17 protein-coding genes are annotated in these 18561 nt (G+C 70.6%); 10 read left to right on the top strand and 7 right to left on the bottom strand.

All coding sequences use genetic code 11. The features are described from left to right. Positions 1–90: 90 nt before the first annotated feature. On the top strand, positions 91–819 hold the full coding sequence (locus ABD378_RS34530; protein ID WP_344527551.1) for a class F sortase: 729 nt from the start codon (positions 91–93) through the stop codon (positions 817–819). A 37-nt stretch (positions 820–856) separates the two neighbouring features. On the opposite strand, the gene ABD378_RS34525 is transcribed toward ABD378_RS34530, so the two are convergent. The 3 genes from ABD378_RS34525 to ABD378_RS34515 form a co-directional block, all read right to left on the bottom strand. Further along, positions 857–1639 (bottom strand): sulfite exporter TauE/SafE family protein, encoded by a 783-nt coding sequence (locus tag ABD378_RS34525; RefSeq protein ID WP_344527548.1) that lies wholly within the window; start codon positions 1637–1639, stop codon positions 857–859. A 132-nt stretch (positions 1640–1771) separates the two neighbouring features. Then, on the bottom strand, positions 1772–1963 hold the full coding sequence (locus ABD378_RS34520) for a hypothetical protein (RefSeq protein WP_344527546.1): 192 nt from the start codon (positions 1961–1963) through the stop codon (positions 1772–1774). A gap of 11 nt (positions 1964–1974) precedes the next feature. After that, positions 1975–3279, bottom strand: coding sequence for a ferredoxin reductase family protein (locus ABD378_RS34515; protein WP_386546813.1), 1305 nt, complete (start codon positions 3277–3279; stop codon positions 1975–1977). 929 nt (positions 3280–4208) lie between these two features. On the opposite strand from ABD378_RS34515, the gene ABD378_RS34510 reads away from it, so the two are divergent. The 5 genes from ABD378_RS34510 to ABD378_RS34490 all read left to right on the top strand — a co-directional run bounded on the left by ABD378_RS34510 (position 4209) and on the right by ABD378_RS34490 (position 9878). Continuing rightward, entirely contained in the window at positions 4209–5453 is a 1245-nt protein-coding gene (locus ABD378_RS34510) for an NAD(P)/FAD-dependent oxidoreductase (RefSeq protein ID WP_344527636.1), read from the top strand. A gap of 1 nt (position 5454) precedes the next feature. Next, positions 5455–8064 (top strand): nitrite reductase large subunit NirB, encoded by a 2610-nt coding sequence (gene nirB / locus ABD378_RS34505; RefSeq protein ID WP_344527540.1) that lies wholly within the window; start codon positions 5455–5457, stop codon positions 8062–8064. Continuing rightward, a complete protein-coding gene (nirD, locus tag ABD378_RS34500) occupies positions 8061–8384 on the top strand; it encodes a nitrite reductase small subunit NirD (RefSeq protein WP_344527538.1) in 324 nt (107 codons plus the stop codon). The genes nirB and nirD overlap by 4 nt, the downstream gene beginning before the upstream one ends. A 49-nt stretch (positions 8385–8433) precedes the next feature. Continuing rightward, on the top strand, positions 8434–9018 hold the full coding sequence (locus ABD378_RS34495; RefSeq protein WP_344527535.1) for a TetR/AcrR family transcriptional regulator: 585 nt from the start codon (positions 8434–8436) through the stop codon (positions 9016–9018). A gap of 74 nt (positions 9019–9092) precedes the next feature. Continuing rightward, positions 9093–9878 carry an SDR family NAD(P)-dependent oxidoreductase gene (locus ABD378_RS34490; RefSeq protein ID WP_344527533.1) on the top strand — a complete coding sequence of 262 codons (786 nt, stop codon included), beginning with the start codon at positions 9093–9095 and terminating at the stop codon, positions 9876–9878. A gap of 113 nt (positions 9879–9991) precedes the next feature. Here ABD378_RS34490 and ABD378_RS34485 read toward each other — a convergent pair whose 3' ends face one another. Continuing rightward, positions 9992–10606, bottom strand: coding sequence for a hypothetical protein (locus ABD378_RS34485; RefSeq protein WP_344527530.1), 615 nt, complete (start codon positions 10604–10606; stop codon positions 9992–9994). Positions 10607–10796: 190 nt separating this feature from the next. On the opposite strand from ABD378_RS34485, the gene ABD378_RS34480 reads away from it, so the two are divergent. Next, positions 10797–12656, top strand: coding sequence for an APC family permease (locus ABD378_RS34480; RefSeq protein WP_344527527.1), 1860 nt, complete (start codon positions 10797–10799; stop codon positions 12654–12656). Positions 12657–12666: 10 nt separating this feature from the next. Beyond that, entirely contained in the window at positions 12667–13242 is a 576-nt protein-coding gene (locus ABD378_RS34475) for an SRPBCC family protein (RefSeq protein WP_344527525.1), read from the top strand. A 44-nt stretch (positions 13243–13286) separates the two neighbouring features. Here ABD378_RS34475 and ABD378_RS34470 read toward each other — a convergent pair whose 3' ends face one another. The 3 genes from ABD378_RS34470 to ABD378_RS34460 form a co-directional block, all read right to left on the bottom strand. After that, entirely contained in the window at positions 13287–15647 is a 2361-nt protein-coding gene (locus ABD378_RS34470) for a discoidin domain-containing protein (RefSeq protein ID WP_344527523.1), read from the bottom strand. 142 nt (positions 15648–15789) lie between these two features. Further along, on the bottom strand, positions 15790–16245 hold the full coding sequence (locus ABD378_RS34465) for a hypothetical protein (protein ID WP_344527520.1): 456 nt from the start codon (positions 16243–16245) through the stop codon (positions 15790–15792). A gap of 85 nt (positions 16246–16330) precedes the next feature. Continuing rightward, positions 16331–16897: a hypothetical protein gene (locus tag ABD378_RS34460; protein WP_344527518.1), complete on the bottom strand. Its 567-nt coding sequence runs from the start codon at positions 16895–16897 to the stop codon at positions 16331–16333. A gap of 101 nt (positions 16898–16998) precedes the next feature. Here ABD378_RS34460 and ABD378_RS34455 point away from each other — a divergent pair, with 101 nt between their 5' ends. After that, positions 16999–17871 carry a helix-turn-helix domain-containing protein gene (locus ABD378_RS34455; protein ID WP_344527516.1) on the top strand — a complete coding sequence of 291 codons (873 nt, stop codon included), beginning with the start codon at positions 16999–17001 and terminating at the stop codon, positions 17869–17871. Next, entirely contained in the window at positions 17868–18428 is a 561-nt protein-coding gene (gene cyaB / locus ABD378_RS34450; RefSeq protein WP_344527513.1) for a class IV adenylate cyclase, read from the top strand. Before ABD378_RS34455 ends, cyaB begins: the two co-directional genes overlap by 4 nt. Positions 18429–18561 lie beyond the last annotated feature (133 nt).

Below are 18561 nucleotides of genomic sequence, written 5' to 3'. Positions count from 1 at the left end.
CCTCCCTCTCCGGGTCCGCCTGTCCCTCGTGGATCCGGGGAGGGATGCGGGGACCGGCCTCCCCGAACCCTGAGGGGGACGAGTCGAGTGATGCGCAGGAACAGCCCGAAGGGCAAGAACCCCGGCGGGAGGCCCGGCGGGAGGCCTAGCGGCGGGAACGGGAAGCCCGTCGGCAGGAACGGGAGGCCTGTCGGCAGGAAGACGCTCAACTCCGCCATAGGCGCGGTCACCGTCCTGGCCCTGTGCTCCGGGGCGTGGCTGCTGCACAACGGCACCGAGTCGCACCCGCCGCCGCAGCCGTCCGCCGCGCAGGCCGCGTCGGCGCAGCCCAGCTCCGGCCGCGCAGCTGCCGCCGCGCCGCTCCCCCCGTCCCCGCCCGACCGGATCCGGATCCCCGCGATCCGGGTCGACGCGCCCCTCATGGGGCTCGGCCTCACGCGGCAGGGCAGCCTCGACGTACCGCCCCCGAAGAAGACGAACCTCGCGGGCTGGTACGAGTCGGGGACGACGCCCGGCGAGACGGGCACCGCCATCGTGGCGGGGCACGTCGACAACGCCGATGGGCCGTCCGTCTTCTACGACCTGGGCGGCCTGACCAGGGGCCGCACCATCGAGATCGAGCGCAGGGACGGCAGCGTCGCGGTGTTCACGGTCGACGCGAACGAGGTCTACGACGCGAAGAACTTCCCGGACGACAAGGTGTACGGGGCGGCGGACCGGCCGGAGCTGCGGGTGATCACGTGCGGCGGCAGCTATTCGAGGAAGACGGGCTACCAGGGCAATGTGGTGGTGTTCGCGCACCTGACGAGCGTGCGCTGACGCTGATCCCTGGGCCCTGGGCCCTGGGCCCCAGGCCCTAGGCGAGCCACTGCTCGTACGCCATCTTGGCCACGAGCCCGAACACGGTGGTGAGCAGCACGATCCGGACGAACCCCGCACCCTTCTTCAGCGCGGTGTGCGCGCCGAACATGCCGCCCGCGAGGTTGAAGACCGCCATCAGCGCGGCCAGTTGCCACAGGACCGCGCCCTGCCAGGCGAACATCGCGAGGGCGCCCGCGTTGGTGCAGCAGTTGACGATCTTGGCGGTGGCGGAGGCGGACACCAGGTCGAGGTGGAGCACCGCGGTCAGCGCGAGCACCAGGAAGGTGCCGGTGCCGGGTCCGATGAGGCCGTCGTAGAACCCGATGCCGAGGCCCGCGAGGCCGATGGCGGCGAGGATGCGCTTGGGCGAGGCGGGGTGGGCGGACGGCGCGGTGCCGAAGGCGGGCCTGAAGATGACGAAGGCGCCGACGCCGATCAGCACCACCATGATCACGGGCTTGAGCACCTCGGTGCTCATGCCGGCGGCGAAGAAGGCACCGCCCATGGACCCGGCGAGCGCGGCGAGCCCGATGCGTACGGCGGTGGGCACGTCGACGGGCGTCTTCCTGACATACGTCACCGCGGCACCGGTCGTGCCGACGATGGCGACGGCCTTGTTCGTCCCGAGGGCGTGCGCTGCCGGGGTCGATCCCGGAAGCCCGAGCAGCAGGGCGGGCAGGAGGAGCAGCCCGCCTCCGCCAACCACGGCGTCGATCCAGCCTGCCGCGAGGGCGGCGATGCAGAGGATGACGACGGTGGTCAGTGATATGTCGGGCATGATCGTGACCCTATGGAGAGGTGATCATGCCGTCCATGAAAACCGGGAGAGTTGAGGGTCTTCAGAGGTTTCGGCTTCCTGCTGAGGTTTCGTGCTCAGGTTCCTCTTCAGGTTTCCTGCTCAGGTTCCTCCTCAGGGAGCCGCCTGAGGTGCCGGGACCCCCGCTGGTGCGCGATCGGGGGCCGGTGGGGCCGCCGGGTCGACCGTGAGGGCGAGGACCGTGGCGACCAGCGCGCTCGCTCCGGCGAGGCCCGTCGCCAGCTTGCGGCGTGCCTGCAGGGTGGGGCCCTGGGCAGGGCCCACGGGTTTGCGGTGACGTCCCATGTCAGCCCCTCTCAGAAGGTGAAGCACTCGGCGTGGATGCGCTCTTCCGGCACCCCGGCCCGTCCGAGCGCGGCGGTGGCGGATGCGGTCATCCCGGGCGGCCCGCACAGATACACGTCGTGCTCGGCGAGGTCGGGGATCAGGTTGCGCAGGGCTTGTGGGGCGAGCGGGTCGAAGGAGGCGTCGGACCGCCCGAGCAGGTAATGCAGCCCAGCTCCCCTCCCCCGGGCGATTTCCTCCAGCTCCTCGCGCAGCACGAGCTGCTCGGCGCTGCCGGCCCGGTAGAGCAGGGTGATGTCCCCGGGCCCGCCGGGCAAGGTCTCGAACAGCGCCCGCATCGGAGTGATCCCGACCCCGCCCGCGAGCAGCAGCACCTTCCTCTTCGTACGCCGGTGAGCGGTCAGCGCGCCGAAGGGCCCCGTGGCGAGCACCCGTGTGCCGGGCTTCAGGCGCCGCATCCGCCGCGTGTGATCGCCGATGGCCTTCACGGTGATCCGCAGGGTGTCGTCGCGCACGGGTGCGGAGAGCGAGAACGGCAGCGCGGTGTGCCAGAGCCTGCGCCGCAGGAAGCGCCAGCGGAAGAACTGTCCGGGCTCGGCCCGCAGTTCGTCGAGCCCGATGCCCTGCATCACCACCGACACCACACCGGGTCCCTCGTCGCGTACGTCGATGACGCGCAGGCTGTGCTTGAGCGCCTGCCGCACGGGCACGACGACGCGGTACCAGACGAGCAGCACCGCCACGGTGGCGTGCAGCATCGACCACGCCCAGACCGTCAGGACGCTGCCCGCCACGTCCGGCCCCGCGAGCTGGTGCACGAAGCCGAGCGCCACGCCGAGGTAGGTCAGCAGGTGTACCGCCCGCCAGGTCTCGTGCGGGACGCGGCGCCGCATGGCACGCGCCGATGTGACGCCGACGGCCATGAGCAGGGCGGTGCCGGCTCCGGCGAGGGCGAGGCCCGGGTAGCCGAGCAGGTCGAGGGTGGCGCTGAGGAGGTCGGTGCCGGCGTGGGCGGCGTATCCGCACAGGGCGAGCAGGGCGTGGCCCAGGCAGAGGGTGAGTACGTAGCGACCGCCGAGGGCGTGCAGCCGCGCGAGCCGGTCGGCGCCGACGCCGTGCTCGACCGCGGGGACTCGGGCCATCAGGAAGAGCATGACGAGTACGCCGTACCCGGCGAGCAGTCCGGTGAGGTGGGCGCCGGTCGCGAAGAGCACGTCGAGCCGGGCCGAGGGTTCGGCCTGCGCGGCCCAGAGCGCGGTGACGGCGAGGGCTCCGGCGAGGATTCCGTTGCGGAGGGCGGTGGGGGTGACGCGCATGGTGGGAACGGGGGTGGTGGCTCGGGGGCGGGGCCGGGGGCGGGTGCGCGGGGGCGCCTGGGGCATCGGCGGAACCTGCGGCCCCTCGGTCTGACGCAGGTATGCGGAGAGCGCGGGATACGCGGCGAGTCGGGAATCGGCTACCTCGGTGGTCACCGCCGCAGACTAGGCGCGGGGCGCGGGCAGAAGTGGCTGGTCAGGGCTCTACTGCTGATCCTTAAGGCGGCCTTGAGGATCGGCTCAACGGGGGTTAAGCCGTGGCTGTGCGGCGCGGTCCGTCTTGGGGGCGGGGCCGCGCCGGTATGTCCGTCCTCGCTATCGCCCGGTGGCGGCGGGGCTGCTGCGGCTCGCGGATGCGGGGGGGGGCGGCGCTACTCCGTCTTGGGGGCGGGGCCGCGCCGGTATGTCCGTCCTCGCTATCGTCCAGTGGCCGCCTCGGTGCTTCGGCCCCGGAGCGCCGCGAACCGTGCTCCGGGCAGACATACCGGCACGTCCCCTCGCGTCTCGATGCCGACTGCGGATGAGTCGTGGGCCTGCTTCTGTGGCTGGCGGAACATCGCAACATGCCGACGTGCACCGCCCCCACCCCATCACCTACGCACTGCCCACCCACCCCAGACCTGAACGCCCTCCCCCCCACCCCACGACGCAGATCACCCACCCCCCTACTCCCTCACCCGCCCCACCCTGGCACCGCGGGGCAATCGGGCGGGTGGGCGGGAAAGGCCTGTTCGGGCAGAGGCGGATGCGGGGTAAACGGGCGGGTGGGCGGGAAAGGTTTGTTCGGCCAGGGGTGTGGGGGCGGGGGCCCTCACATCCGGTTCCGGCGCCCGCTGAGGGCAGCGTTGCCGCCGGGAAACAGTCAGGATGCGGCCGGGTAACACCGCCCCCGCACTCTGCCGTACATGACCTCTTCGACCCCGAGCCCCCTGAGCTCGCCCTCCCGCGTGGTGGTGATCGGCAGCGGCCTCGCCGGTGTCCGGCTCGCCCAGCGCCTCGGGGGCAGCGGCAGCGGCAGCACCGGGGCCGTACTGATCGGGGAGGAGCCGCACGCCCCGTACAACCGCGTGCTCCTCGCCGACGTCCTCGCGGGACGCTACGGCCCCGAGGTCATCGGCCTGCCGCCCGTCCCCGGCGAATTCCTCCGCACCCGCGCCGTCCGCGTGGACCGCGCGGACCGGCTCGTGCACTGCGCGGACGGCAGCGTCGTCCCGTACGGCACCCTCGTCCTCGCGACCGGCTCGAACCCCGTCCTCCCGCCGCTGCGGGGTCTCTTCGAGCCGGGCGCAGTCGAGCTGCCGCGCGGCGTGCACGCCTTCCGGACCATGGACGACTGTCTCGCCCTGTCCGAGGCCGTGGGGCCAGGCACCCGTGTCGTCGTCATCGGCGGCGGACTGCTCGGCGTATCGGCCGCCCGCGCGCTCGCCGTCCGCGGCGCCCAGGTCGTCCTCACCCAGCAGGGCGACCGGCTCATGGAGAGGCAGCTCGACCCGGCCGCGAGCGACCTCGTCCACCGGCACCTCACCGAACTCGGCGTGGAAGTGCACACCGAGTGCCGGGTGCGCGGCGTGCGGCAGGCCGACGGGGCCGTGCAGTCGGTGGAGCTCGCCGACGGGTACGTCCTCGGCACCGACCTCACCGTTCTCGCCTGCGGCGTCCGCCCCCGCACGGGGCTCGCGCAGGCCGCCGGCCTCGACGTACGCCGCGGCATCGTCGTCGACGACGAGCTGCGCACCTCCGACCCGCACATCCGCGCCATCGGCGACTGCGCCGAGCACTCCGGCGAGGCCCGCTGCCTCGCCGCGCCCGCGCTCGAACAGGCCGATGCGCTGGCGGATGCCTTGATCTCCCCGCAGAGCGCCCGCCCCTACGCGGGCACCCGCGCCCTCACCCGTCTCACCCTGCACAACGGACGCCCCGGCTCCGCTCCCCTGGACCTGGCGGCCTTCGGCGACCCCGAGCACCGGCCCGACGACGACGTCGTCCAGCTCGCGGACGCCACCCGTGGCACGTACCGCAAGGTCGTCGTGCGCGGTGACCGGCTCGTCGGCGGCGTACTGCTCGGCGAGCTCACCGCCGTCGGCGCGCTCGCCCGCGCCTGGGAGGCCGACGACCCGCTGCCCGACGACGGCAGCCCCCTGCTCCACCTGCTCACCCACGACGGAGGCCTCTGAGATGCCCACGGACACCCCCCGCCACAGCGCGCACGACAACACCATCGTGCTGGTCGGGCACGGCATGGTCGGCCAGCGCTTCCTCGAGGCCATCGCCGCACGCGGCCTGACCGACACGCACCGCGTGGTCGTCCTGTGCGAGGAGCCGCGGCCCGCCTACGACCGCGTACAGCTCACCTCGTATTTCGCCGGCCGCACGCCCGACGAACTCTCCCTCACGGACCCGGAGTTCATCGAGAAGCACGGGATCGAGCTGTATGTCGGCGATCCCGCCGAGAGTGTCGACCGTGACGCGAAGACCGTCACCGCGCGCTCGGGGCAGACCTTCGCCTACGACACCCTCGTTCTCGCGACCGGCTCCTTCCCCTTCGTGCCGCCGGTGCCCGGCAAGGACACCACCGGCTGTTTCGTCTACCGCACCATCGAGGACCTGCTCGCCATCGAGGAGTACGCGAAGACGTACGCCACGACCGGCGCCGTCGTCGGCGGCGGGCTGCTCGGGCTTGAGGCCGCGGGCGCGCTGCGTGGGCTCGGACTCGCCACGCATGTCGTCGAGTTCGCGCCGCGGCTGATGCCCGTACAGGTCGACGAGGGCGGCGGCGCGGCGCTCCTGCGCACCATCACCGGCATGGGCCTGACCGTGCACACCGGCGTCGGCACCCAGGAGATCGTCGCCACGGAGGGCGCCGTCAGCGGGATGAAGCTGTCGGACGGCAGTGAACTCGCCACCGATCTGGTCGTGTTCTCCGCCGGGGTCCGGCCCCGCGATCAACTCGCCCGCGACAGCGGCCTGTCGGTGGGTGAGCGCGGCGGCATCACCGTCGACGAGCAGTGCCGCACCAGCGACCCGGCCGTGTACGCGATCGGCGAATGCGCCCAGGCGTCGGACGGCCGGGTGTACGGGCTTGTCGCGCCCGGCTATGAAATGGCCGAGACCGTCGCCGCCTCGATCGCCACCGAGGAGTCGAGTTTCACCGGCGCCGACATGTCGACGAAGTTGAAGCTCCTCGGCGTGGACGTCGCCTCCTTCGGCGACGCGCACGGCGCGACCCCGGACTGCCTGGACGTCGTCTACTCGGACTCGCGCTCGGGCACGTACAAGAAGCTGGTCATCGGCGCGGGCGGCGAGCTGCTCGGCGGCGTCCTGGTCGGCGACGCGGAGTCGTACGGCGTGCTGCGGCCGCTGACGGGAAGCGTGCCGCCGGTCTCGCCGGAGCAGCTGGTGCTTCCCGCGGGCGCGGGCGGCCCGGTGTCGATCGGTCCGTCTTCGCTGCCGGACTCCGCGGTCATCTGCTCCTGCCACAACGTCACCAAGGGCTCGATCCGCGGCGCCGTCACCGAGCACAGCTGCACCACCGTGCCCGAGGTCAAGAAGTGCACCAAGGCCGGTACGGGCTGCGGCAGTTGTGTGAAGGTGCTCGGCCAGCTGGTCAACGACGAGCTGGAGGCTTCGGGCGTCGAGGTCGACAAGGGCCTGTGCGGCTGCTTCGGCCAGACCCGCCAGGAGCTGTACGAGATCGTCCACACCCTGGGCATCACCTCCTACCGGCAGCTCCTGGACTCCCACGGCCGCGAGTCCGCCCGCGGCACCGAGGGCTGCGAGACCTGCAAGCCGACGGTCGGTTCGATCATCGCCTCGCTGGCTCCGACGATCGGCGCCGACGGCTACGTACTGGAAGGCGAGCAGGCCTCCCTCCAGGACACGAACGACCACTTCCTCGCCAACCTCCAGAAGAACGGCTCCTATTCGGTCGTGCCGCGCATCCCGGGCGGCGAGATCACCCCGGACAAGCTGATCGTGATCGGCGAGGTGGCACGGGACTTCGGGCTCTACACGAAGATCACCGGCGGCCAGCGCATCGACATGTTCGGCGCGCGCGTCGAACAACTGCCGCTGATCTGGACGCGGTTGGTGGACGCGGGATTCGAGTCGGGGCACGCTTACGGGAAGTCGCTGCGGACGGTGAAGTCGTGCGTCGGGCAGACGTGGTGCCGCTACGGCGTGCAGGACTCGGTGCGGATGGCGATCGACCTGGAGCTTCGCTACCGGGGTCTGCGTTCCCCGCACAAGCTGAAGTCGGCCGTCTCCGGCTGCGCCCGCGAGTGCGCGGAGGCCCAGTCCAAGGACTTCGGCGTGATCGCCACCTCCAGCGGCTGGAACCTGTACGTGGGCGGCAACGGCGGCGCGACCCCGCGCCACGCGGACCTGCTCGCGCAGGATCTGTCCGACGCCGAACTGGTGCGCCTCATCGACCGGTTCCTGATGTTCTACATCCGCACGGCGGACCGCCTTGAGCGCACCTCGACGTGGATCGAGCGGATTGAGGGCGGCCTTGATCACGTACGCGATGTGGTCGTCCATGACTCGCTCGGCCTCTGCGCCGAGCTGGAGGCTCTGATGGCCGACCATGTCGCGCACTACCGCGACGAGTGGTCCGAGACCATCAACGACCCCGAGCGGCTCGCCCGGTTCGTGTCGTTCGTGAACGCGCCCGACGTCCCGGACCCGACCGTGAGCTTCGTCCCCGAGCGGGACCAGATGAAGCCGGACCTGCCCCTCCTCACCATCGGCTCCCGCCCCCGCGACCTGGAAGGTGCTGCATCCCGATGAGCGTTCAACTCCAGCTGGAAGACGACTGGTTCGAGGTCTGCGACCGCGCACTCCTCCAGCCGGGCCGCGGTATCGCCGCCCTGCTCCCCGACGGCCGCCAGGCCGCGCTCTTCATCGACCGCGCGGGGCGCGCGTACGCGATCGACAACCGCGACCCGTTCACGGGCGCGGCGGTGCTCTCGCGCGGCCTGCTCGGCGCGGCGGCCGGCCGGCCGTTCGTCGCTTCACCGCTCCTGAAGCAGCGGTTCGACCTTGAGTCGGGTCGGTGCCTGGACGACGACTCGGTGACGGTGCAGACGCACACGGTCCGGCTCGCCTAGCAAGAGACAGCACTTGACCGACCGTTCCAGAATTGCCTAGTCTCTCCTCGTGGCCAGGACCAAGGAATTCGATCCGGACGCCGCGCTCCAGTCGGCCCTAGAGCTGTTCTGGCGGCGCGGCTACGAGGCGACGTCGATGGCGGACCTCGTCGAGGCGCTCGGCATCGGACGCGCTAGCATCTATGCGACCTTCGGCAACAAGCACGAGCTGTACCTGAAGACACTGGAGCGGTACGCCGAGTTCCAGAACCCGCGCCTGCTCGCCGAGCTCTCCCAGCCGGGCCCCGCACTGCCCGCCGTCCGCGCGGTGGTACGCCGCTTCGGAGGCGAGGCGTCTTCCGACGAAGGGCGCCTGAGCGGCTGCTTCATCACCAACACGGCGGCCGAGCTTGGCCCGCACGACGAGTCGGCCGCCCGCTGCGTCGAGCGCAACTGGGAGCACATGGAGACGCTGCTGCACTCCGCGCTCGTCCGCGCGCAGGCACAGGGCGAACTCCCGGACGACCGTGACCCCCTGGCGCTCGCACGCATGCTCCTGACCCTGATGCAGGGGCTGCGCATCGTGGGCAAGGCGTCGAAGGACCCGGCGCGGGTGCGGGACGCGACGGAGCAGGCGCTGAGCCTGCTCGACTGAATCACCTGCCGGTCACTTCGCCCTTTTTTTCACGCCCTCATACTGAACCGATCGTTCAAGAAAAGAGCTCCGTCATGTCTTTGACCTCAGCAGCAGCCCGCACCCGGTTCACCGGCCGCACGGCCCTCGTCACCGGCGGCGGATCCGGCCTCGGCCGCGCCATGGCGCTCGCCTTCGCCGCGGAGGGCGCCAACGTCGTGGTCGCCGGGCGCACCGAGGGCCCGCTCAAGGAGACCGTGGGGCTCATCGAGGATGCCGGCGGCACGGCGTTCGCCGTCACCGCCGACGTCTCGCGCTCCGCCGACCTCGCGGCGCTCGTCGACGCGACCGTCGAGCGGTTCGGCTCCCTGGACGTGGCCGTCAACAACGCGGGCGTCCTGCGCGCCGGGCAGCCGGTCGCGGAGCTGCCCGAGGAGGAGTGGCGGACGATGCTCGACATCAACGTCACCGGCGTACTGCTCGCCCTCCAGGCCGAGGTGAAGCAGATGCGCACACAGCCCGGCGGCGGGGCCATCGTGAACATCTCCTCCACGCTGGGCGCCCACATCAGCGTTCCGGGCACGATCGGCTACGGCACCACCAAGGCGGCCGTCTCCGCGCTGACCAAGGGCGCCGCCGCCGAGTACATCGGGGACGGCGTACGGATCAACGCCGTGAGCCCCGGCTCAGCCGACACCAGCATGTCGCTGCGCCCGGGCGAGAGCCTGGCCGAACGCACGGAGCGCATGAAGACCGCGACGCCGCTGGGCCGGGTCTCGACGACCGAGGAGGTCGCGGCCGCCGTGCTCTACCTCGCGTCGGACGAATCGGGTTCGGTGGTCGGCGCGGATCTGGTGATCGACGGGGGTGCCGCGGCCTGACTCCCTGTCCTGGGGCTCGGTCGATCGCCGGAGGGGCTGAGGGGCTGAATCCTTCAGCACCTCCGGCGATCGAGGACATCCTGTCGAGGGTCCAGCGGGGCGGAGCCCCACCCCTACCGCAGGTCGGACGCCTCGAAGACCCCTTTCGCCGTATCCCCGTCGAACCGGGCCGAGAGGCGACCAAGGACCTCGGCCCCGGCCCGCAGCAGCCCCCGCTCCCGCGCGCCCCGCGCCCCCGCATCCAGCCGATGCAGCAGCAACGGATTCTCCGCGAGCACCCGCGGATCCACCTCCACCCGGTTCCCGAGCGAGTCGCACAGCACGAGCCGCCCCGCGACCCCCTCGCAATGCCGCACCGCGGTCAACAGCCCCGTACAGACGTGCCGGTGGCGCAGCAGGCCACGCACGGCGAGCCACCCCGGCCCCGCCGTCACCCGCACCGGATGCAGGATCAGGTAGAGCAGGCCCGAAAGCCCCGCCCACACCCCGCCCCGCAGCGCGTCCAGCGTGCCGTTCGCCCAGTCGACGAGGACGATCAGCGCGAAGAGCGCGAGGGCGCAGAAGACGGCGGCCCGCACATCTGCCGCCCAGCGCCGGTCGGACACGACACCGTCCCTGCCCCGCGCCTCCCCACCCCGCAGCACATCCTCACCCCGCAGTGCGTCCCCACCCCGCAGCACATCCCCGTCCCGCAGTGCGTCCCCGTCCCCATCCCTGTCATGTCGCATGTGCGGCACCGTAGGACGGACTCACCGCCGAGTCAGCAGCGTTGACGTACCGCTGACGCCGCACGTCAAAGAGGCGTGAAGATGCATGCCGTACGCGCCAAGGAGCCGCCAAGGGGGCGTGCGGTGCACCGGAGGCCCGCCCACGCTGGGCATCGCTCAAGCGAACGAACCAGCCTGGAAGGGCCCGCCCATGACCACCGTCTCCGAGACCTCGGCCGTCAAGCCCCCGGATGTCGAGCCCAAGGGCACGGCAGACCCGGAGGACCGCCACCGGCTGACCGCCGTCCAAGGCCTCGCCGCGCTCTCCCTGGACGCGATGGCATCGGTCGCCTACGGACCCGAGGCCATCGTCCTGGTCCTCGCGGCGGCGGGCGGCTACGGGCTCGGCTTCACCCTGCCGGTGACCCTGGGCATCGCCACCCTGCTCGCCGTACTCGTCGCCTCCTACCGCCAGGTGATCGCCGCCTTCCCCGACGGCGGCGGCAGTTACGCCGCCGCCAAGACCCACCTGGGCCGCCGCGCGGGCCTGGTCGCCGCGGCCTCGCTGGTCCTCGACTACGTCCTGAACGTCGCCGTCGCCGTCACCGCGGGCGTCGCGGCGCTCACCTCCGCGTTCCCGGAGCTGTACGGCGACCGGGTGGCGATATGCCTGGCCGTCCTGGTGGTCGTGACGGGCGTCAATCTGCGGGGCATCGTCGACTCGGCGCGCGTCTTCATCGCCCCGACCGCGATATTCGTCGGCGCGATCCTGACCATGATCGTGGTCGGCCTGTTCCGCGAGGGGCCGGTCAGCACGGCCGCCGCAGACGGCCACACGTCGGCCCTCGCCGACAACGCCACGGCCGTCGGCGCGCTGCTCCTCCTGAAGGCGTTCGCGTCGGGCTGCTCCGCCCTCACCGGCGTCGAGGCCATCGCCAACGCCGTACCGTCCTTCCGCACCCCGCGCGTCAAACGCGCCCAGCACGCGGAGGTCGCGCTCGGCGCGCTGCTGGGTGTGATGCTGATCGGCCTGTCCGTGCTGATCTCCCGCTTCGGGCTCCAGCCGGTCGATGGCGTCACGGTCCTGGCGCAGCTCGCTGACGCGTCGCTCGGCCACAACTGGGCTTTCTACGTGGTGCAGTTCGCGACGATGATCCTGCTGGCCCTCTCCGCCAACACCTCCTTCGGCGGTCTTCCGGTCCTGATGAGCCTGCTCGCCCGGGACAATTACCTCCCGCACGTCTTCGCGCTGAAGGCCGACCGCCAGGTCCACCGGCACGGCGTCCTCGCCCTTGCCGCCGTATCGGCCGCGCTGCTCGTCTTCTCCGGCGGTGACACCAACACGCTCGTGCCGCTCTTCGCGATCGGCGTCTTCGTCGGCTTCACGCTCTGCCAGACGGGGATGGTGCTCCACTGGCGTGCGGCGGGCAGGCCCGCGAAGGCCTTGCTCAACGGCTTCGGCGCGGTGCTGACCGGCATCTCGGCGGTGGTCGTCACGGCCACCAAGTTCACCGAGGGCGCCTGGCTCATCGTCCTCGCCCTGCCCGCGATCGTGCTCTGCTTCGAGGCCGTGCACCGGGCCTACCGCCGGATCGGCGACGACCTGGGCCTCGGCCGTGTCCCAGAGCCCCCGCACCGCGACCACTCCCTGGTCATCGTCCCCGTCTCGAACCTGTCCCGCCTCACCTGCGAGGCCCTGAACACCGCCGTGTCGCTCGGCGACGAGGTGCGCGCGGTCACGGTCACCCACCCCGACGCCGATGACCGGCGCGCCACGGAGGCGCTGCGCCGCGACTGGGAGCTGTGGAACCCGGGCATCGACCTGGTGGAGCTGACCTCCCTGACGCGTACGGTCGGGCGGCCGGTGTCCGAGTACGTACAGAGGATCTACACGTACCACCCCACCACGCGCGTCACCGTCCTGATCCCCGAGGTGGAGCCGGCCCACGTCTGGCAGCGCCTGCTCCAGAACCAGCGCGGCTCGGTCCTCGCGCACGCCGTCCGCAGGGACACGGACGCGGTCATCTGCCGCCTGCGGTTCCGTCTTGCGGCGGGGCGTGGCCGGTCCTAGCGTCGGCGCCATGAGCGGAAGCACGGGCAAGAGGATCACCGAGAAGCTGTCGGACCAGGCGCTGCGCGAGGCGACGGGCAAGGACTGGCCGCAGTGGTTCGCGGCGCTCGACGCCTGGGGCGCCACCGCACGCGGCCACACCGAGATCGCCCGTCACGTCCGCGAGGAGCACGCCGTCGACGGCTGGTACGCCCAGTCCGTGACCGTCGGCTACGAACAGGAGCGCGGCCTTCGCGAGGTCGGCCAGAGCAGCACGGGCGACTGGCGGACCAGCGGCAGCAAGACGATCGAGGCCACGGCGGCGCGCGTCATCGAGGCGTTCGCGGACGACGACGTACGCGCCCGCTGGCTCCCCGACGTGGATCTCTCCCTCCGCACGCACCGCCCCGCCAAGTCGGTGACCGCCGACTTCAAGGACGCGAGCGGTGGCGGCGGCCGCATCTCCGTGACCCTCACGGTCAAGGGCCCGGAGAAGACGGTGGTGGGCGTCGGCCACGAGAAGTTGCGGGACGCGGCGGAGGTGGCGGCGTACAAGGTGTTCTGGCGTGAGCGCCTCGCCGACCTCAAGTCGCTCCTGGAGGACTGAGATCGGCGGCAGGCGACGAGGTCTCAGCGGCAGGCATCAGAGTCTCAGCCGCGCACCTCGAAGCGGTGGAGCGAATACCCGTACGTCGTCTGCCGCTTCACGCCCTGCATGCGTACGTGCCGCGCGGTGACGGGTTCGAGGTCGATGGAGTCGACACCCGCCGTCGACCGCCCCCGCCGCTCGACGACGGTCCGCCACCCCGACACCCCGTCATCCGAGACCTGAAGGTCATAGTCCCGTCCTGCCGCCGCCTCCCAGTCCAGCAGCACGCGCCGCACGGTGCGCGCCTCCCCCAGGTCGACGGCGATCCACTCACCGTCGGTGTACTTCGAGGCCCACCGCGTGGCCGGATCCCCATCGACGGCGTTCTCGGGACCCAGTGACGCGGTCTCCGCGGACGAGGCCGTCGCCGTCCGCCCCCGCGCCAGATCAGGGGCGTCGAAGACCTGCGCCGACCACAGCGTCCACCGGACACGCCCCCTCTCCCGCCCCCGCACCCGCACATAGCGCGCCCTGACGGCCGTGAACTCCAGCTCGTCCCAGCCGAGTTGATCGAGCCCGCGACGGGACGCGACCCTCCGCCACCCCTCCTCCCCGTTCTCCGCCACCTCGATGTCGTACGAACGCCCGTGCTCACGCCCCCAGTCGAGCCTCACCCGCGCCACGTCCCGCACTTCCCCGAGGTCGATCCGCAGCCAGGGCCCACCCCGTTCGAGGGCGCTGGTCCAGGCGGTGACGGGGTTGCCGTCGGATGCGTACGAGGGGTGCGCGCCGGACGAGGCGGTGGCGGGGGCGCCGAAGGCGAGCTGGTCGGGCTCGGCGAGGGTGGGAGTGACGGTCGTCAGGCCGGGCCCAAGGGATCCGCGCCGCAGCAGCGCGGTGAACTCCCCGTAGGCCAGGCCCTGAGCGGCGCCGCTCCACATCTTCTGGGCGAGCGTGCCGTACGTCTTCTCGATGAGCCCGTGCACGTCCTGCTGGGTGTACGTGGCGTGGACGAGGTCGTTCCAGACGGCGGACATCGCACCGCGCAGCGCGGGATCTCCGGGAGCGAGGCTCTCCTTCCCTGGGAAGACGTGCGGCTCCCAACTGTCGTACAGATAACGGCCGTCGAGCCCGTTCCCGTGGTAGTAGTCAGCGAACGGAACGACATACAGCAGCCCGTCGTTCGTATTCACGATCTCGTACCCGTCCGCCTTGGCGGCCTGTGGCCCGTACCACCCGTTGTTCCAGCTGTGGATGGTGACGTCCCGGTCGTACCCCTCGGCCGACCCGGCCATCTCGGTCAGACTCCCCCACGCGCGCGGATGCTTGCCGAGGGTGCGGAGGTGATCGGCCATGTCATTGAAGTAGCCGCGGTACTGAGCCTCGGGCCCGGTGTATTCATCGGCCCCGTAGTGAACCTCAGGACTGCGGAACCACGGCACGAACTCCTCGAAGACCTCCTTCATGAAGGCCGTCGTCTCGGGCTTGGCGAGGTCGAGGTGATCGGAGTTGCCGCCGTCGAGCCCGAGGGAGGGCCGGAAGCGTACGAAGGAGCGTGAGTGCGCCGGGGCGTCGATCTCGGGGGTGAGCTGGACGGCGTGCAGGGCGGCGGTGTCCTCGAAGGAGTCCCAGTCGGCGCGGGAGTACGACCCGTCGGGCGCGGCCAGCCCGTCCCACTCCGGGGCGTCACTCCGCAGCCGGAAGGCGTCATAGGCCTTGCTCCAGTCGCCGCCCGGAGCCTTGATCTCATTGTCGTTGAGATGCAGCTGAAGATCATTGAGCTTGAACCACCCCATGACACGCAGGTAGTCCCGCACGAACCCGGGCGTGAAGAAGCGCCGCCCGACGTCCAGCATGAAGCCGCGCAGCCGGTAGTTGGGCCAGTCCTGGGCGGTGCCGACCGGTACGCGGGAGCGCTGTTCGTCGTGCAGCAGAATCTGAAGAAGAGAGCGAGTCCCGTAGTAGACACCGCTATAGGCGGCGGCGGTGATCGTCACATCCCGCCCCGTGACGGCGAGTTCGTACCCCTCGCGGGCGTAGAGCGCGCCGCCCTTGCCGTGCCGGGCCGCCGGATCGAGCCGCAGCAGGATCTCACCCTCGGCGGGCCGCGAGCGCCGGGTGGTCCGGGGCGAGGCGATCTCCAGCCCCGTGACTTCGGCGATGTCGTTGGTCAACTGCCGGGCAAGGGAGAGGAGTTCCCCGGCTTCCGCCACCGGGACGACGACGCGCGAATCCTGGCTGAGCCGATACGCCCCGTCCCCGCCCTCCCACTCCTGGAGTGCGGGGATGACGGCGGGGCGCGGGTTGCCGCGGGTCGCTGCCTGGGCGATGGGCAACCGCAGCGGCAGCGGCAGCGGCAGGGCGACGGCGGCTCCCGCGACAGCTGTCGCGGTGATGAGAGTGCGACGGGAGAGGTTCGTCATGGCAGTGGACTACACCACTCAACTCCCCGACTTCACAAGGGAATCAACAGAAACGGACGGCAGGGAGACCCCCCGGCCCCTCCACCATCGGCGACCCCATGGCGTACGACCGCTTCCTGACTGAACCGCACCGTTGCTTTGGTCAGTAACTGGCAGTGCGGTCGAAGCTGGTGATGTTGAGCTTGATGTCCTGCGCGCTCTTGAGCGTCGTGGGGTACTCGCCCGTCGCAGTCTGGCCGGGCTGCACGTCAGTCTCCAACTGCGAGCCATTCTCCACCCGGGTGCCACTGACGTTGACTGCCTCCCAGTCCCATGTGTAGTTGGACTTGTCGGAGCTGCTGTTCTTGATCGTCCACACGACCCAGATGTTGGTGAATCCACCCTGCGAACGGTCGTCGAGCTTGAAGCGAACGAGGTCCGCCCGTTCGCTCTTGCCCTCTGGTTCCTGCTTCTTCTGTGGCGTCTCTTCCGTGGTGGACTCGCTCTTCGGTGCAGGCCCGCTGCTCTCATCGCTGCCGCAGCCGGCGCCGAGGGTGAGCCCGGCGGCGGCGACCGCCGCGATGAACGCTGATGAGATTCGGCGGAGGTTCTTGCGCATGGCTAATTCCTCCTTGTTACATCCATCCTGCACCTAATTCACCCCTTTCATCACCTCAAGAGAGCGTGACCTGGCGGGGCACAGATCATGGTTGCCGCGCCTCTCTCCATACGTGGCGCAGCTGCTCGCCGCCCGGGCAGTAGGCGATTCCCGTGCTGCACCCGTGGCACGCATAGAGGTGGTCGAGCCACGCCTTGTATGCCTCGTCCACCCGCTCGGCAGTCCTTGCCCCGCTCACCCGAAGCGCTCCGCTCCGAGCCCGGGGACCAACCGCGTGGGCCGCCGCGGCAGCGAGTGCTGCGTGCAGTCGCACAGTGTCCGTGAGCGCGTCGCCCTGGGTAGGCGGTACTCGCCAGCGCGGGCCGAACGTGCACTCCGGGCCCGGCACGGCAACGTACGCCGTGCCGCCCAGCACGAGGACTTGAGCGTTTACGGGCAGGCTCCAGCCATCGGCCTCCCCAGGCGGCACGAGCCAGTAGAGCCGGGCGCTCGATGGATCCTCGATGACGGCGCCTGTGTAGTCGCCGAGGCGGTCGAGCGCGTCGAGGCCGATACCGCGCGGAACGCGGACGGCGTCCCACCACTTGCCGGCGGCCCGCATGGATACGGTCCGGCCGCCGGGCATCCACTCCAGCGAGGGATTCTTCGTCATGCGGTCAGAATGCTGTGACTCACGGTGTTCACTCGATCCCCCACCGGTAATCTCACGGTGGGATGGTTTTTCCTCCCATTCATGGATACCGGGGCCGCGCCATGTCAACGACACTCGAACCGATCGAACTGCCCGACTGGGCATGGGAGCGTGCCGAGGTACGCCAAGCCCTGCGTGCCCGGAACATAGGCGCCGTGTTCCGCTGCGTACAGCAGTACGCCGGGGCAAGCCAGGCGAGAATCGCGACTGCGGTCGGTATGGCACAGGGCCGTGTCAACGAGATCATCAACGGCCGTCGGGAAGTGTCCCGGCTGGATGTGTACGAGCGGATCGCCAACGGACTGCGCATGCCTGACGATGCCCGCCACCTCCTTGGTCTCGCCGCAGGGCGGGAGAAGCATTCCGGTGGTGCGGCGTTCGACCTGGCTGCGTTCCCCGAGGTCGTCCGCGTGTACGCCACTCAGCACTCGGCAGGCGAGGAGATTCAGCAACAGGCACGGGAGGCAGCGGAGTTGGATGTGCTCGCTGTGCGCGGCCTCGGCCTCATCGGGCTGAACGATTCCCTCCTTCGTGCGTGCCTTCCGCGCGAGCAGGGCGGGAAGGATCTGCGCGTGCGGGTGCTGCTGCTCGATCCAGATTCCAACGCTCTGGTGCAACGCGCCGCGGAGATCGGCGAGTCCGCCGAATCGCTGGCCGGGGGCGTGCGCCTGGCCGAGGCTCGGCTCCGCGAGCTCGCCGACCACTGCGATATCGAGGTCTATCGGTATCGCATGCTGCCCACTTGGCGGTTGATCCGCACGGATTCCACGATGTTCGTCAGTGCCTTCGATGCCGGGTGGGAAGGCCATGAATCGGCGACGTACAAAGTCATGGAGACTCCGCACGGACCTCTGTACCGGGGGTTCCGCAGAATGTTCGAAGCGGTGATGGAAGGCGCTGAGCGCACCGTCTGGCGGAAAGGTAACGGGGCGTGATCGAAGCTGAGTTGAAGGCTCGCGTGCATGCTCCCGATGCGGTCATGCGCGCACTGGACAACCGCGCCGCGGCCCGCGTCGAGGTGTATCAGGACACCTACTACGACGACCCGGCGGGTGGCCTGGAGAAACGGGATCAGGAACTGCGCGTGCGGACGGTGAACGGGGCCGATGGGCGCCGCACCGTCCTCACGTTCAAGGACGCCGCGGTAGATAGAGCGTCCGGGTCGAAGCCCGAGCACGAGACGCGCGTCGAGGACCCTCAGGCAGTGCACGCCCTCCTCCGGGGGCTCGGCTATGTGCCCGTGATCGCCTTCGAGAAGCAGTGCAGGAACTACGACTTCGAGGCCCACGGACGGCAGATGCTCGCCACCCTCGTCCGCGTACCCGAGATCGACGGCACATTCCTCGAAGTCGAGACGATCGTCGATGAGGTGGACCTGGCCGCGGCACTGGACGCCATCCGCGGCGTCCTCGCCGAAATCGGCATCGACTCCGAGGAAGACCTGACCCGCGACACGTACACAAGCGCGGTCCGGGCTCGCAGGAGCCCCTAGCTGATGCCTCCGGCCACACCCGCCCGAACCACACCCACCCGGCCAGAACCGCGTGTTGGGGAAATGTTGGGGCGGTGCGCGAGGCTGCCTGAGCGGGGGCGAACTGAGCCCGGTTTTGGGCCGGGCCTCGGTC

It is taken from the genome of Streptomyces rectiviolaceus (genome assembly GCF_039533825.1).
Taxonomy (GTDB): Bacteria; Actinomycetota; Actinomycetes; order Streptomycetales; family Streptomycetaceae; genus Streptomyces; species Streptomyces rectiviolaceus.
The sequence above is the reverse complement of the archived record's forward strand: the minus strand, read 5'-3'. Positions and strand labels throughout refer to the sequence as shown.

Excerpts from the sequence above, each read along its gene's own strand:
- ABD378_RS34530 (WP_344527551.1), top strand. The coding sequence starts at position 91 with ATGCGCAGGAACAGCCCGAAGGGCAAGAACCCCGGCGGGAGGCCCGGC.
- ABD378_RS34525 (WP_344527548.1), bottom strand. The coding sequence starts at position 1,639 with ATGCCCGACATATCACTGACCACCGTCGTCATCCTCTGCATCGCCGCC.
- ABD378_RS34520 (WP_344527546.1), bottom strand. The coding sequence starts at position 1,963 with ATGGGACGTCACCGCAAACCCGTGGGCCCTGCCCAGGGCCCCACCCTG.
- ABD378_RS34515 (WP_386546813.1), bottom strand. The coding sequence starts at position 3,279 with ATGCGCGTCACCCCCACCGCCCTCCGCAACGGAATCCTCGCCGGAGCC.
- nirB (WP_344527540.1), top strand. The coding sequence starts at position 5,455 with ATGCCCACGGACACCCCCCGCCACAGCGCGCACGACAACACCATCGTG.
- nirD (WP_344527538.1), top strand. The coding sequence starts at position 8,061 with ATGAGCGTTCAACTCCAGCTGGAAGACGACTGGTTCGAGGTCTGCGAC.
- ABD378_RS34490 (WP_344527533.1), top strand. The coding sequence starts at position 9,093 with ATGTCTTTGACCTCAGCAGCAGCCCGCACCCGGTTCACCGGCCGCACG.
- ABD378_RS34485 (WP_344527530.1), bottom strand. The coding sequence starts at position 10,606 with ATGCGACATGACAGGGATGGGGACGGGGACGCACTGCGGGACGGGGAT.
- ABD378_RS34480 (WP_344527527.1), top strand. The coding sequence starts at position 10,797 with ATGACCACCGTCTCCGAGACCTCGGCCGTCAAGCCCCCGGATGTCGAG.
- ABD378_RS34475 (WP_344527525.1), top strand. The coding sequence starts at position 12,667 with ATGAGCGGAAGCACGGGCAAGAGGATCACCGAGAAGCTGTCGGACCAG.
- ABD378_RS34470 (WP_344527523.1), bottom strand. The coding sequence starts at position 15,647 with ATGACGAACCTCTCCCGTCGCACTCTCATCACCGCGACAGCTGTCGCG.
- ABD378_RS34465 (WP_344527520.1), bottom strand. The coding sequence starts at position 16,245 with ATGCGCAAGAACCTCCGCCGAATCTCATCAGCGTTCATCGCGGCGGTC.
- ABD378_RS34460 (WP_344527518.1), bottom strand. The coding sequence starts at position 16,897 with ATGACGAAGAATCCCTCGCTGGAGTGGATGCCCGGCGGCCGGACCGTA.
- ABD378_RS34455 (WP_344527516.1), top strand. The coding sequence starts at position 16,999 with ATGTCAACGACACTCGAACCGATCGAACTGCCCGACTGGGCATGGGAG.